The organism is Rickettsia sp. 109562A South Dakota (assembly GCF_055791265.1).
The window spans coordinates 1-14,285 of record NZ_JBTEYY010000002.1 but is presented as its reverse complement, the minus strand read 5'-3'; the positions used below and the strand labels follow the sequence as shown (position 1 = coordinate 14,285).

The following is a 14,285-nucleotide window of genomic DNA, read 5'->3' as shown; positions in this document are numbered from 1 at the left end:
TAAAATTATTAAAATTAAAATGCGCAGCAATTCTTTTTCCTCCATATCAAATAACCAAAATCTTGCCCTTTATACGGATATTCTCGGAAGCTACTATAGGCAGTATCAGTAAGACCAACTGGCCAACAACCAATATCTTTGCCACCGGTTGTTGCCTTTGGATTTACCATTTGTAGTTTGTACTGGCTCTTTTTAATCTTTAAATCTTTAGACTTGCGGCATATCTTGCCGTTTACCTTAGAGCTGCTTGTTGAAGTTACATCCGCAAACCCTAGTCTATGCTGCTTTGCAAGGACTCTTAAAGTCAGTAAACTACTAGACTGCACACCTCCCTCATGATCAGCATTGCTACCTGAAAACGGATACATATTGCCAAGACAGCCGGCACACCAAAACATGCTATCTATCGGTAATTTAAGACTTGCAGCAGCACAATCCATACTACATGCTGCTTGTGCTATAGGACTGCCAAATAACAAGCTTTCCGGATTTAATAAGTTTTGTAATTTTGGGTCGTTCCAAGTAACATCAAACTCGGACATATAAGCAACATCAAAGCTACCCCGCTCTAAACACATGAAATCCGTGATTAACTCCAACCAGTAAATTAATGGATATGCGTAATAATGCACGTGATAGAAACTATCGTGCCTATAGCTGTTATCCGCATAACTCCTATTAAAACTACTGATTTTCTTATTATCGCTACTAAGCGAAATACCACCTAAATTAGTCATACAATATGGCGTTCTTGTCACATCTACTAAACGCACTGGCTCCCAAAACCCTATCGAGATCCCAGGCGTTGGTATGTTAGCTTTGTTGCACATACAAATAGGACTATTTGGATTCTTAGTATCTCTCTTTTTAGGAGCAACGCCCCCACCTATATTGATGCCGCCTATTGAAATCGGTAATATGCATGACCAACATATATCAGTTATCGGATTGACAAATCGTCCCTGACATGTAATATTTGCAGATACTGAAAAAGGCATTAAAATAGCCATTATCAGTATGATTAAACTTTTAGTCATCTGACCTTGAAGAGATTGCTTGCCGGCTTGCTTCAAGGTCAACCAACATTTTTGGTCTTCCATATTAAATTCTTTTCTTTATTTAATTATGATGTCCATATTAATGCCCTAAAAATTCCCTCTTTGGATTTTGTACTCCCCGATCTAAACTAGATCATCCATCTTATTTTACTGCCCTCTATTTAATCTTCATTTTTAGTTTCTTTGATTTTTAAATCTTTAGACAATTCTTCTTCTAATTCCTCAATAGTTGGTAATAACGTTCTTATATTTTCAGGTAGTGCTTCTGTAAAACGATATTCTGCTAGGCCTATAGGCTTACTCATATCACGTAAGGCATATTCTACTTTTATCCTTTCTCCTTTGTCTCGGCATAAAATTAATCCTATAGAGGGGTTATCCGTAGGGTGTTTTAATGTATCGTCCACAGCTGATAAATAAAAATTCATTTTGCCAACATATTCTGCTTTAAATTTACCCGCTTTTAGTTCTACAACAATAAATGAACGTAATTTTATATGATAAAAAAGTAAATCTATATAAAAGTCTTCTGTACCAATTTGAATAGGATACTGACGACCTAAAAAAGCAAATCCCTCACCTAATTGAAGTAAAAATTTTTCTATATGAGTAATTAACGCATTTTCAATTTCACGCTCATGAGCTTCATTACTTAAACTTAAAAAATCAAATACATATGGATTACGTAACGTTTGTTGTGCTAGATCAGATTGAGGAGATGGAAGTCTATCATTAAAATTTGTAATAGCCTTACCTTCTCTTTCATATAAATTTGTTTCTATCTGCATAGATAGAATATTACGAGACCAATTATACTCTAAACTTTTTTGTATATACCATTGTCTCTTTTGTTTATCACTTACCATATACATCAAAATGATATTGTGCCCCCAAGGTAATCGGTTAACAAGCTGTTGACCAATTTCATCAAATGTATATATTTCAGCAAAGCGTTTCATATATTTTAAGTTCTGAGGACTAAATCCTTTTAAATTTTGAAACTCTGCCCTTAAATCTTTACTTAACTTATCTATTACTTTAGAACCCCAACCATATCTCTTTTGACGATCTAAAATCTCAGTACCAATATAATGGTAAAGTGTTATTAGCTCCGTATTAATAGCTCTTGCCGCCTTATACCTACTTGTGGCAACTCGATCCTTTAATTGCTCTAAAAACTCCGCATATCCTTGAATATTAATGTTTGTTCCATCACCTGTGCTATATTTCTTTATGCCCATAATTACCTTATATCTTAATTTCTGTTATCTTAAGCCTCGTGCCATCCTGTACCACTAACGCCGGTACTTGCTCAATACCAAACTTAGTGGTTAACACCGCACCTTGGTCAAAATATAGTGTTCTACCGATATCTTCTTGTAATTCTAGTATCTTCCCGCCTACAAGGATAATTCGAATCTCTAATTTGTTACATGGTTCTTTGCGTTCTTGTGTACTATACTCTTGCGTATTATTATCTGCTTCATTCTTTTGTTTGTTCATCTTTAATCGCTGCTTGAGCCACTCTATTTGCTCCGAGCTTCTGCCATCGATGAATATTAATTCCCGATCAAAATCCATATGATCCAGCGGATTCACTTTAGTTCCTGCCTTATGTAGTACTTTACCGTCCGGCAACTTAATATCCTCAGTAACTAGCAAACTTGGATCATACCAAAATTCTCTTGGCTCATTTGTAGCTCTTATGCCAAGAACAGGCTCCGGCTCTAGCACTTTCTTTGTTGCAATAGTTCGCATCTCTTCTTGATATTGCTGCAGATCAATAGCGGCTAAACGACTCTTGACCATCGCAACAAATCCTTCCTCTGCTACCTCATATGTCGCTGCTTGCTTGCCAAAATCTACCCCTAGCACCGAGCTACTCAATACTAATATTACAAATCCAAATATTAATCTCACTTTTGCCTTCAGTAATTAAACATATTACCTACTATTGCCCTTGATAATTATCGTTTTTACTAACAGTAGAAATACAAAGATACTGCTCGGTACTAACAACCACATTACGCCGTAGTGCACCACTGCCCACAAACCTATAGATTTACATAATAATAGACTCATCATTGACAATAACATGCTTGCAGCACCACATATTCCTACCTGATCTAATGCTTCTTGTTTTTGCTTCACATAACTTGCGATGACACTGCCACCACTAAAAAACATAATATAAGAAAACATACTACTTGCTCGGTCATATCCTGTATTTGCAAACGGTACATAACAAAATATGTACCATATTATTACAGTAAGTAGTATTAGACTGAAGTTATATGGAGTATTTAATATCTTATTCATAATTTGACATTGTTTGTTTTCTTGCATTTGTTTTACCTCCTAATTGACTCATTACTTTTACATATACTATTTTACTAATAGATTTAGTATTTTTGCCTTCTACATAATTATCACCGACAAATATTAAACGATGATAATCATCTTCATAATTAAAAGCTTCCTTGCGAATTAAATCAATTGCTTTGTTAATCTTGCCAAAAAACATTCTACCTTCAGGATCTTGTTCCCGCTCAAGTCTTGCTTTTTCTAAATCCATTATTTCACTGCGAGATACATACACAACTTGCATTCTATCTAAGTCATTCCCAAACACATGCGTACTAAAGTAACCAGTGCAGCAACCTATTAGGAATATCGATAATAATATTGCAATCATTATAACATTAACTTGACGTTTATCTTCTGCTGTGCTTAATAATTCTACTTGCGGTGCTACCTTAAATTCGTTCTGTAATCTCTGATCCTGACTCATGTTAAAATTATCTCCTCTCTACCGCTTTTGTGCTCTATGCCACTACTTCCTACTTTAAATGCCGGTAGCTTCTTACCTTTTCTTTTTATTAACTCTCTAATTGCCGTATCCTTATCTAAACCTCTGATTCTACATTGATGCAAAAACCCATAATCCTCATTCTCGGTCGAATACAAACACTCACTATACGGATCTACCACCAGCCTTCCAACAACACGCAAGTTACTGCCCATAATCATAATCTCTGAATATTTATTCTCGGCATCTTTAGTTAGCGTCTCTATTAATGGCACGCAGTGCTTGAATTTCTCAGAATTTCTCATTTGACCAATGCCACTAGGTTCTTGACGCAGCACGGCCGTCCAGCTACTGTTATTTAATATCGCTTGATGCTTTGGTCCATTATCTAAATCTTTGAACTCTTGAACGCATGTTATTAAACTACCGCCATATTTCCGGACGGTTCTTGCAAATGCTTCTAAAAATCCCACGCTATGATCAATAATTCTCCATGCCTCATCAACAATTAAGACAAATCTCTTGCTTCTATCTCCGCATAAAAATTGCATTGTTATTTGCATTAATATGATCCCTAAGATTACCGACAAAAATACCTCATCACCCTTGACTTCTTCAAATTCAAATACGGTTAGCGGCGAGTTGAATTTAGCATTCTTGCCTTGCTTAAAATACCGACCATGTACTCCGTTTGATGTATATGGATATAAAGATATTGCAAGATCTCTTCCGATGCCATTGTCCATCTCTTCTAAAACTTTGGCATATCTGTCTAAGTTTAACCCCTCTCCGTACTGCTTAATTCCTTCATTTAAACCTTTTTCAATAATGGCTTCTTTTGTATTATCTCCGCTAACTCCACACATCGTGCTAATAGTAGTTTTTGCATAAATAATCGCATCCTTTGTTACAAAATGCTCGCCAATCTTTAAAACCTCAATAGTCTCATTCTCTGCTATCTCTCTTGTCTCCTGATTCCCGGAAAATAATATTTCTAATCCTTCAGGAGTTAAGCCCGTACGCTGCATTATTTCTTCCCTGCTTCTACCTTCCCTCTTTAGCTTTTGTGCCTCTAAATATACCGCACCACTACCTATAATCCCGTGGAATGGATTAAGTGATAGATCATTAAGTGCATTGAATCTTAAAAATTCACTATTATCCATAGCTTCCGCAATATTTTGATAAGACGCACCTATATCAAGCACAAATACTTGTACATTCTGCACTACTAAACTTGTTGCCAGCTCCTGCAAGAAAAACGACTTTCCACTACCCGATGGTGCCATTACACATACATTATAGTTACCAGCTCCACCTACTCTATAAAATGGATGCCAGTTAAACATCTCACCTTTGCGACCAAGAAGTAATACTCCGCTCTTACTTATACCTTTCCACTCTCCATGAATCGGTAATTTTGCAACTACCTCACTTGCAGGCACATTTTTTACTAATTGAAAGAATTTTAAAGATTTCCAAAATGCCGCTTGCTGCATTGGAAAAATAGATAAAAGACCTACAAGATGTAGCTTGTCATTTCTGGCTAGCTGAAAATCTAAACTATTATAGTGGCTAAGTAATTTTTCTTCTGCTATTTCCATCGATACTCGCTTAGTTGTAATAAATACTTGGAAATTCTCAGTTAAAAATCTCTCGCCATTTTTGTTGCGATCAATTAATACTCTCCACCATTTAGCTTCATGCTGAAGACTCAAATCATGCCTTGTGTACCATTTCTCAGATGCATGAATACTGCGTAATCCTTCCGCAATAATTTTACCTTCATCTGCCTTGTTAATATTATTTGCTATGCTATAACTAATAACTAACCTTGCCGGAAAGCCTCCCTCAAGATCAGGTCCAAGAAGTGATACCATGTCGTTAATTGCAAAACTCTCAGGTAATCTTTTGATATAATATCCTCTTGTCACAAGATCAGTTTTTAAATGTTTAATCTCTTCTTCAGTGATACTTGCCTCATTAATCCCTTCAAGTACTTGATCTGATAATCGCTCTAATAAATCATGTTTGTTAGAGCTTTTTTGCGTATGACTTCCGCTATCTAAGCCCTTTGTGCCTACTTGTTCTTGCGGCGATAAAGGCGTTAACTGCATATTAATTAAGTCATTTGCAAGATACTTTAAATCAGCAGCATCACAGCTACGAGCATTGAGCTTAATTGATGCAAATTTCTTAAGCAGCTTTTCCTTAAACTTAACCAAAAGCTCTAATTTACTGTTATTGCCATCTACCCCTTTCATGCTACAGCTCACAAATGTTCGCCAGTCCCGGCATGTTCGTCCATCACTGCTACCTATATCCCTTGCCCTTTCTCTTAAAAAAGCTTCTCGATATTTTGTGATCCGCTCTAACATTCTATCATTATGTGATTTTCTGCCTTCCCGCCATAACCTTAATTTCTCTTCAATATTGTTACTGCCAACTACTAAAAACTGCATGTAAATACCTTCCGGTATCTCATTATTGAAAAATAAATTTAAGTTCTTCTCAAGTGACTCACTACTGCCTACTCTCATTGAGATTTCTGTTAAAAAGCCAGCAATACCATCATCATTAAAAAATATACCAATCCCCGGCACATAACTTTTATAATGCAGATAGTCCCGCAGTGGCACTGCTCCTAAAAAATTATTCTCGAGATGTGCATTTAAGCGTTTTCTTGATGTTTCTTTCATCTCACCTGATGCAAAACCGCAATAATCTTCTACTATCTCTATTAATCTTCCAAGCACCATCTCTTACCTTAAATTCTCTAACTTCAATTCCGGCTTCATATCATTTTGTCGCACATAACATTTACCGCCTCTACATCTCTTCTTTTGGTTTGTAACACTTTCAATCCTGCCACTATCTATTTGCTCGTTAACCATGCTTACCGGCATGCAGTTTAATCCTTTGCTATCCGGACAACCAAAATGACTACTATATGTACTGCATCCACTAATACTTACAGCGATAAGTAACATTGAACCTAGCTTGAATTGCTTTAAGAGTTTTTTAATATTCTTCATAATCCTCTTTTTGCACCTGCTTATTAATCTTGCGAGCTCTTGCAATCTTCTTTTGCATTCCAACTTCACCTAAGAAAAAACCTTTGGTAAACATCACATCCACCTTAACGCCGCCAGGCACAGTTAGTACCGGCGACATCTGCTCAGCAAGCCTTAAATAATAATCAGCTATCTTCTCACCAGCATTACTACTACCATTTAACAATCCCTGACCTGTTAAATCTTTAAAACCTTGGCGTTTTGTATTTACTGCTCCAAGAGATGTAAGAGTTAACCCTTCCACGCCTTTACTACTTGAGGCAAGACCACTTAACATACTGCCGATAAATGCATTTTTAATATGTCTATTACTTGTGGCAATGACCTTACCTTTGATACCATTCATACCATCATCACCGTGTACTACTCCAATCACATCACTTGTGGTGACTAGCTCCGTCTTTGGATCAATACAGATTAATTTCTCAGCCCGAATAATAACTCTTTCACTAGAGAGATCCCCGTAACTACTACCTTGTACCCTGCATTTACTAATATCTACATTGATATTTTTTGGTAAGTTACCTCTACTGCTTAATCTTATTACCACCGGCGTTGCATTCTCACTTGCCGTATTAATCCCAGTAGAGGTTACAATTCCACCTAAAGTATAACCACTCACAAAACTAGTCTCAGGGATAAACTCTCTTATATCTTTTGGTTTGTCCCACTGAACAAGGCTACCAAGCTTTATTGAGTTAATCTCCCCCCTTCTAATTACTGCTTCTTGTTCATATCTGTTACTTTCGGCAATATCACTAACTCTCTTGAGTTCAAGCGTAGCACTTCTTAATTCATCCTGGGCAAATTTTAATTGCTCAGCCATTTTTTGCAGTTCTTGCTCTCTATGCTTTCTTTCCTCTTCTTCTTTTGCCCGCATATCACGCATTAATACTGCTACCTTCTCTTGTAACTCCTGCTGATTGCTTCTTAGCTTGTCTTCAAAATGATTCTGCCATATTTTGTTCCCATCCGTATTATCAAATGATAATGCTATATTACGCCCTTCATCAGTCACTGCTTCCTCATGCTTGATCTTGCTGCTGCCACCTTGTAACTTAATAACGATACCAAGCATTCCTAAAATAAACAGACAGACATATAACCATCTTCTCTCCTGTACTTTCCGAAACGTACTAACACTTGTGCTGGGGGTTGCCTCACCCTTAGGTGCTACTGCACCCGTTCTATTTTTTCTGATATTTTTAAATATTTCTTTTAAATTAATCATGCTCCACCTCCTTCAAGGCGATCCACACATTGCAATTACGTCCAGGACGTAATATGCTACAATCCTTCCTGATAATTATATTCTCGCCTTCAAATATCTGCTTTAAAATACAATCAGTAAGCTCTATATCTTGCCCCTTTTTAAATATGCCCGATAAAATATTAGTGATAGTTAATTTAGCTCCAATATAAGGACCATATCTATAAGACATATCTTGTCTTATTTTTAGTCCTTGGGACTCTAATTTATTAATCTGTCTCTTACTTGTATCTACAATGTATTTATCAGCCTTGCCTGAATGCATATATCGCATTAATCTTGCTATTTCCCCCTTATCTGCACTCTTAGAATAGCAATCCTTTTTCTCTTCTATGAAAATTAACTGCCCTTTGCTATCTGCTACCCTTAAACTTAGATCAACAGTAGTACCGCCAGCCTCTATAACCGACATTTCTATATCTTCACCAACAGCTGCAAGAGGCGTTATAAATAAGTTCTTACCTACAGCATCTTGTAATATCTTGTATTTTGCAGCATCCCCTATTACTTCAATAATATGTTTGCCTGAAAACCATATTCTGTTTAAATAATCCTTGCTGATTACCGCCTTGATTCTGCTGCCTTGCTTATAACAGTATGTTTGTTCTGCAAATGCACCGTGACTTGTTAGAATAATAAAGGCTATACCAAGTATTAGTGATTTAACTATTCTCATAATGTCCCTGTCTCTTATTGACTGTTTCTTCTATCTTCTTCATATTCTCCTCTTCTTCCTTCAGTGCCGCCTCTTTTTTCTTAAGCTCCTCTTCGCTTTCAAGATGGTAAAACTCCTTTAATCTAAGCGTGCTTCCTGCTAAATCAAAGTTCATAAAATATGATGCCTCTTTAACGTCAATACCATGATCCCCAAACTTTGTAGTTAGCACCCCTTTGGCAATCACACTATTATCTGATGCATTTACTTCTAAAGATTTAACCGAAAAATATGTAGATAAGCCAAACTGCTTATATTGCTCCTTAACATGCGAAAAATACTGTCTAATCGCTTTCATATATTTGGTGCTCCTATGGCTTATATATTTACTGATTAATGCTTCCTTATAACCGATAACATCTTTGTTTAAATCAAGCAGCATAGACAAATACATTAAACTTAGCTCCTGCATGTAACTCTCTGATATCTTCCCTTGTCCTAGCCATACTTCTTGTGCAAGCCCAGGTACTAATATTGTTTTATCCCGAGTAGTAATCAGCTTTAATGTTAAACCGCAGCAAATAAAACTAAGCATTAAAGTTAATATTAAAAATAAACCTCTTTGCTTAGTTAATATCCTTACTTGATCACTTAATATTTTTTCCTGCATGATTATTATTTATTTGCTTATTACTTTTACTGTTAATATTTTTTTATTTACTCTTAGCTCTTAAGCTTTTTTAAAATATTCTTCGCTGGTATGACGAAGGTATATGCCCCCCAAGTAAAAAACTTGAACCAAGCCACTTCCAATATAAATTCTTTTGAATATTGCCCCTCATATACTCCTTCATCAAAAAACTTCCGACAACCGCACCAACAACGCTTGCTGCTACACCAAAAAGTAAGTTCTTTAACGCCCAAACAGTAACACCTGTCACACCACTACCAATAATTACTCCAATCGATATGTTGAAAAATCGTGTCTCTTTGTTTAAACATTCATTAAATCTTACTTTTGGTCGGGTAGAAACCATAACATTTACTCCATATTTTAATTAAATTAGTTCCATGCTATGGTAACCCCCACAGAACCGTGCTTGCGATTTTCCCGCACACGGCTCCTCAATGAAACATTTACTATAAAGCTAGAATTAATACATTGCATTACATATCCTCGGTGTTGGTAGTGGATTCCACTGTAGATAATTTTGATACTCTTTGACATTCATACTCTTTTTCTGACTGCGACGATTTATCCACTTGAATACTATCCAAAAGATCGACTTATAAAATTTATAGAGACAGCGATAATTACCACTCACTCCAAAATAATTATAATGGCCCGTTAATTTAGATTTAAGTACTGGCCACCATGCTTTAAGACACAATTTATTACGTATATTCTTTAACCATTCCTTAGTTTCCTTAAGCTTCTGACAAAGATTCTCCTTACTCGTCTTATGACCCATAACGAAATACCCTTGTCTACTCTTACCGCAATAATGCGTAAACCCAAGAAAGGTAAAAGTTTCTACTTTTTCTTTACTTCCCTGAGCATGTTTCCAAACTTTTCGTCCAAATTTAAGAACTCTAGTCTTATCTTCTGATACCTGTAGACCAAACTTTTCTAACCTTACATGTAGCAGATCTAGAAAATTCTTTGCATCTTTCTCACTTTCACAACATACTACAAAGTCATCACAGTAGCGTATTAGCTCCATGTGTCCTTTTGCTTGTGATTTAACTTTCTTAAACCATAAGTCTAGTACATAATGAAGATAGATGTTTGCAAGTAATGGACTAATCACTCCTCCTTGAGGAGTGCCTACCTCCGTTACTAACTGCTTTCCATCCTCAACTACTCCAGCTTTTAAGAATTTTCTTACTAACCACAATAAATTACGATCAACAATTTTCTCCTCTAAGCAACGTTGTAGCCAATAGTGATTAACATTATCAAAGAACCCTTTAATATCTACTTCCACAATGTAATTAATTGGCTTAGTCATAACCGTTTTGTGTAATGCTCTTATTGCATCGTGACAGCTTAACTTAGGTCTGAATCCATAAGACATATCCAAAAACTCAGCTTCATAAATCTGTTCTAAGATTTGCTTTAGCATAATTTGAACTAACTTATCTTCAACTGATGGTATACCAAGGCCACGCTTCTCATTCTTACCAGCTTTTGGGATATATACCCTCTTTACTGGTTTAGGACGATATTGCTTCAACTTTATCGATTCCACTAATTGATTAAGCCTATCTTCTAGATTAATACCGTATGCTTCCACTGTCTCACCATCAATCCCACAAGCTTTATTACGCTTGAGCACTTGATAGCATTCTGCAAGATTAGCCTCATTAACATGATGTATTAATGATGTGAATTTTAGCCTTTTATCTTGCTTCGCTCTTTTAGCTATTTGATTGAGTTTAACCTGCATCACTATAATAACCTCAGCGTGTTATCTTGAACGGTACTCAACCAAGCTTTCCATTGCTGACCGCTTCCCCATGTACATAGCTTTCCTATACTCCGAGTACTATCAGTCAGTCCGACTTCTTCTGTATCATTTGTCAGTTCTTGCCTATTTTGACTTGTCCCAACATACTCTTTCGAGAATACAGAAGATCTCCCAAGTTTACGTAAACTCCATCTCATACCATGCCACCGGACTCCGACCCCGATAGAGTGAGTTGTGACTTACCATTACGTCACCCTTCATGCTGCCTTCCGCACTATGAAAAACGTCGGCCTCTATAATGTTGGATATTTCGGGGCTCAACACCTTCACTTGCGTTGCAGCCTGGTATGTCGCTTCTACTGGCTTCATCACATTTGTCGCCTCCTGTAATGCAATAGTTGCTTCTATGCTGTTGGTTAGACTTTGCATAGGTGGGATTTTCACCAACTGATTTTTACGCACTTTCCTTGGCGCACTCATACTTTTCCTCTTCTTTAGTCAGTATATTCTATGTATTTAAAACCAAGAACTCCTGATATTCTAGATATAGCATAGCCATAACGACTCTTGATCCAATCAGTCATGAATTTTGTTGGCATGGTAAGTGTTAGCGTGCTAGTTTCTTTACACTCCACAGCTACAGCTTTAGAAAACCAAGCTGTATATATAGCTTCCCCTAACTCCTCTATCAATCCTGCTCTGATTTGATGCCATACGGTGTTTGTTGGGATAGCTCTTAATGGCACTCCTGTTGATATTTTGGGAAAAGTTTGTATATTCCTCAGCTCTTTTATTTTTGTGTGCTTATCTTCAGCTGAATTATTGCTTGTTTCTTCACCTACTTCCAATCTTTCTTGCACATCTTCAACGCCCACTTCTTTCTTATCTTCTACTATTTCTACATAACTGCTATTTATGCCATATACTGCTTCTAGTTGCTGGCTTAATATTTCTATTTGTCTCTCACTTAAAGCTAAACTGCTTGGAATTAATGCGGTTATTAAGCTATTGTGGGCGTTTGTCTTAAATTCTACTTGAGTCAGTATTTCATATGCTGTTTTTGTACCAAATCGCCCTGCTATTTTCTTTTTTACCAGCATTTCTTTGCTGGTATCAAAGGAATTCTCTATTTGGATTAAGTATTTCTCATATTCAAGTAGGTTTTTCTCCTCGGCGTTAATGTTACAGCTAAACCTAAATGTTGTATGATTAACTAAGGGTCCTTGATGCTTCTCGTTCTTTAATGCTTTTACCATGTAGTCTAAAAATGTGAATTTATTTTTAAAGCTCTTTTCAGGATATTTGATATATAGCTTGAGGAGTAACTGATTTACAAAATTATTACTGAATTCTCTATTTGTTCTGAAGTTAAGTGTATCTACATCTTTCGATGACAATGGGTAAAAATGTCTTAGTTCTTTATTTTGCTTGTCATTACTTGTTTTAGAGTGTGATACTGTTTTCTTTGGAATGATAGCATTAAAATTGTTTGTAATGTTTATTTTATTTTTTCTTTCAGATATATCCTTGATGCCTCTAGAGGCATCTTCGACAGTAACATTGGTTGGATACGGTAAAGCATCTATAAAATCCTTAATAGAATTTTTTAAAGATTTAGATGAAAGTGAGCTTTGCTCACTTTCCAAATGCTCTGAATTTGAAGTTTGTAGAAATGCTTGTGGATTTATCTGATTATTTCCGTCTAGTTCAGCTAGTTCTTTATTTTTTTTATCTATATTTTTGTTATCTTTTATTATTATATCTTTATTATTATGGGCTTCCAAATTTGCACTGCCAGGCTTCCATTTTTGCACTCCCGCCTGAAAATCAGCATAAGTATCAGGTTGTAAGGTTTTATCATCTGCAACTAAAGATGTATTATTAATATCTACATATTCTACTTTTTCTTCTACTGTCTTTGTTTGCTCTATTTCTTCTTTGACTGTTAAATTGTTTTTGTTGAGGAAAGACTTAGGAATAACAATAGGATTAATAGATATGACAAAAGTAGATTTATCATAGCGGTTAGAATCAATATCATCTGACTTAGCATAACCATGCTTTACTTCTATGAAGTAATTAGGATATTGGTTTTTGATGAAATCGAATATATTAAATAATGTACGCTTACTTATATTATTTTTGCTCATTAATTCTTTTGCAGTAGCGGAAAAAGATAATTCACCTGTAGTATGATAATTCTTATAAGCAGTAATAATACAGTTTAAAAGGAAGAGTTTATGTGTAGCTGGTATAGTAGCATCGTCAAATAAGCTTTTAATGAATTCAAGATCCATAGGAGTAAATAACTTGGTACGTAAAATATGCTGAATATTAGATTCATTATCAAGTCTTCTGCTATCTACATTAAAATTAGATGGTTCATATTTGATTTTGTCATATAAGCTATCCGGCAGTATTGGTACTATCTCGTTTACTTCATCTGAGCCTCTTTTGTTTTTATGTCTAGTAACGCTTAAGAAATCTAATTGCTCAAGTTTTTTAACTCTTCTTAAGACAATGCTACGCATATTGTTTTTTTCTTTAGCATTATATCCAAGCAGTTTAGCTAGTGTATCAGAAGCATAAACAATAGAAGCATTACCTTTACGTAGTTCTAGCTGATACAATGAAACAATCTGTAAGAAAAATAATATGTTTCGTGGTGATAATGAGGAGTCCAAAGAGGAAGATTTGTGAGTACCACCTCCTAAATCACCTAAGAAATGTGCAATATTTGTATGAGTGTTGCGTTTATGCAACGAGAAACTCAATAATTCTTGTACTAAAGCAGGATATAGTAGAGTATAATAATTATTATGAGTAGTTGAGGACTTAATACTATCATGACTAGCAGCACTTTTGCTTTGATTATGAGCTAGATTCCCTATGTGTTGTAGGGATGAGTGATTATTGTTGTGTTTTTGTTCGATATGTGGTATATTCAT

14 protein-coding genes are annotated in these 14,285 nt (G+C 35.7%); all 14 read right to left on the bottom strand.

Annotated elements, in window-relative coordinates; genetic code table 11:
• Nucleotides 1-14: 14 nt before the first annotated feature.
• Nucleotides 15-1,100: a conjugal transfer pilus assembly protein TraU gene (gene traU, locus ACIAS7_RS07225; protein WP_473199497.1), complete on the bottom strand. Its 1,086-nt coding sequence runs from the start codon at nucleotides 1,098-1,100 to the stop codon at nucleotides 15-17.
• A gap of 119 nt (nucleotides 1,101-1,219) precedes the next feature.
• Complete coding sequence (locus ACIAS7_RS07220) at nucleotides 1,220-2,299, bottom strand: PDDEXK nuclease domain-containing protein (RefSeq protein WP_473199496.1); 1,080 nt, start codon at nucleotides 2,297-2,299, stop codon at nucleotides 1,220-1,222.
• A gap of 7 nt (nucleotides 2,300-2,306) precedes the next feature.
• Nucleotides 2,307-2,933, bottom strand: coding sequence for a conjugal transfer protein TraW (locus ACIAS7_RS07215; protein ID WP_473199495.1), 627 nt, complete (start codon nucleotides 2,931-2,933; stop codon nucleotides 2,307-2,309).
• 69 nt (nucleotides 2,934-3,002) lie between these two features.
• A complete protein-coding gene (locus tag ACIAS7_RS07210; RefSeq protein ID WP_473199463.1) occupies nucleotides 3,003-3,404 on the bottom strand; it encodes a hypothetical protein in 402 nt (133 codons plus the stop codon).
• Nucleotides 3,370-3,849 carry a hypothetical protein gene (locus tag ACIAS7_RS07205; RefSeq protein ID WP_172686794.1) on the bottom strand — a complete coding sequence of 160 codons (480 nt, stop codon included), beginning with the start codon at nucleotides 3,847-3,849 and terminating at the stop codon, nucleotides 3,370-3,372. Before ACIAS7_RS07205 ends, ACIAS7_RS07210 begins: the two co-directional genes overlap by 35 nt.
• Nucleotides 3,846-6,626, bottom strand: a complete 2,781-nt coding sequence (locus ACIAS7_RS07200) for a TraC family protein (RefSeq protein WP_172686793.1) — start codon at nucleotides 6,624-6,626, stop codon at nucleotides 3,846-3,848. Before ACIAS7_RS07200 ends, ACIAS7_RS07205 begins: the two co-directional genes overlap by 4 nt.
• A gap of 3 nt (nucleotides 6,627-6,629) precedes the next feature.
• Nucleotides 6,630-6,902 carry a hypothetical protein gene (locus ACIAS7_RS07195; protein ID WP_473199462.1) on the bottom strand — a complete coding sequence of 91 codons (273 nt, stop codon included), beginning with the start codon at nucleotides 6,900-6,902 and terminating at the stop codon, nucleotides 6,630-6,632.
• Nucleotides 6,889-8,172 (bottom strand): TraB/VirB10 family protein, encoded by a 1,284-nt coding sequence (locus tag ACIAS7_RS07190; protein ID WP_172686792.1) that lies wholly within the window; start codon nucleotides 8,170-8,172, stop codon nucleotides 6,889-6,891. Before ACIAS7_RS07190 ends, ACIAS7_RS07195 begins: the two co-directional genes overlap by 14 nt.
• Nucleotides 8,165-8,887, bottom strand: a complete 723-nt coding sequence (locus ACIAS7_RS07185; protein WP_473199494.1) for a TraK domain-containing protein — start codon at nucleotides 8,885-8,887, stop codon at nucleotides 8,165-8,167. The genes ACIAS7_RS07190 and ACIAS7_RS07185 overlap by 8 nt, the downstream gene beginning before the upstream one ends.
• The gene (locus ACIAS7_RS07180; RefSeq protein ID WP_473199493.1) at nucleotides 8,874-9,536 is read right to left on the bottom strand and encodes a TraE/TraK family type IV conjugative transfer system protein; all 663 of its coding nucleotides are present in this window, start codon (nucleotides 9,534-9,536) and stop codon (nucleotides 8,874-8,876) included. The genes ACIAS7_RS07185 and ACIAS7_RS07180 overlap by 14 nt, the downstream gene beginning before the upstream one ends.
• Nucleotides 9,537-9,606: 70 nt before the next feature.
• Nucleotides 9,607-9,903 carry a hypothetical protein gene (locus ACIAS7_RS07175; protein ID WP_473199492.1) on the bottom strand — a complete coding sequence of 99 codons (297 nt, stop codon included), beginning with the start codon at nucleotides 9,901-9,903 and terminating at the stop codon, nucleotides 9,607-9,609.
• A gap of 117 nt (nucleotides 9,904-10,020) precedes the next feature.
• Nucleotides 10,021-11,316 (bottom strand): group II intron reverse transcriptase/maturase, encoded by a 1,296-nt coding sequence (gene ltrA, locus ACIAS7_RS07170; RefSeq protein WP_473198444.1) that lies wholly within the window; start codon nucleotides 11,314-11,316, stop codon nucleotides 10,021-10,023.
• A gap of 2 nt (nucleotides 11,317-11,318) precedes the next feature.
• The gene (locus ACIAS7_RS07165; RefSeq protein WP_473198443.1) at nucleotides 11,319-11,534 is read right to left on the bottom strand and encodes a hypothetical protein; all 216 of its coding nucleotides are present in this window, start codon (nucleotides 11,532-11,534) and stop codon (nucleotides 11,319-11,321) included.
• Nucleotides 11,535-11,831: 297 nt separating this feature from the next.
• Complete coding sequence (locus ACIAS7_RS07160; protein WP_473199491.1) at nucleotides 11,832-14,285, bottom strand: DnaA N-terminal domain-containing protein; 2,454 nt, start codon at nucleotides 14,283-14,285, stop codon at nucleotides 11,832-11,834.

Coding starts and splice junctions, on each gene's coding strand:
- traU (WP_473199497.1), bottom strand. CDS start 1,100: ATGGAAGACCAAAAATGTTGGTTGACCTTGAAGCAAGCCGGCAAGCAA.
- ACIAS7_RS07220 (WP_473199496.1), bottom strand. CDS start 2,299: ATGGGCATAAAGAAATATAGCACAGGTGATGGAACAAACATTAATATT.
- ACIAS7_RS07210 (WP_473199463.1), bottom strand. CDS start 3,404: ATGCAAGAAAACAAACAATGTCAAATTATGAATAAGATATTAAATACT.
- ACIAS7_RS07205 (WP_172686794.1), bottom strand. CDS start 3,849: ATGAGTCAGGATCAGAGATTACAGAACGAATTTAAGGTAGCACCGCAA.
- ACIAS7_RS07200 (WP_172686793.1), bottom strand. CDS start 6,626: ATGGTGCTTGGAAGATTAATAGAGATAGTAGAAGATTATTGCGGTTTT.
- ACIAS7_RS07195 (WP_473199462.1), bottom strand. CDS start 6,902: ATGAAGAATATTAAAAAACTCTTAAAGCAATTCAAGCTAGGTTCAATG.
- ACIAS7_RS07190 (WP_172686792.1), bottom strand. CDS start 8,172: ATGATTAATTTAAAAGAAATATTTAAAAATATCAGAAAAAATAGAACG.
- ACIAS7_RS07185 (WP_473199494.1), bottom strand. CDS start 8,887: ATGAGAATAGTTAAATCACTAATACTTGGTATAGCCTTTATTATTCTA.
- ACIAS7_RS07180 (WP_473199493.1), bottom strand. CDS start 9,536: ATGCAGGAAAAAATATTAAGTGATCAAGTAAGGATATTAACTAAGCAA.
- ACIAS7_RS07175 (WP_473199492.1), bottom strand. CDS start 9,903: ATGGTTTCTACCCGACCAAAAGTAAGATTTAATGAATGTTTAAACAAA.
- ltrA (WP_473198444.1), bottom strand. CDS start 11,316: ATGCAGGTTAAACTCAATCAAATAGCTAAAAGAGCGAAGCAAGATAAA.
- ACIAS7_RS07165 (WP_473198443.1), bottom strand. CDS start 11,534: ATGAGATGGAGTTTACGTAAACTTGGGAGATCTTCTGTATTCTCGAAA.
- ACIAS7_RS07160 (WP_473199491.1), bottom strand. CDS start 14,285: ATGAATATACCACATATCGAACAAAAACACAACAATAATCACTCATCC.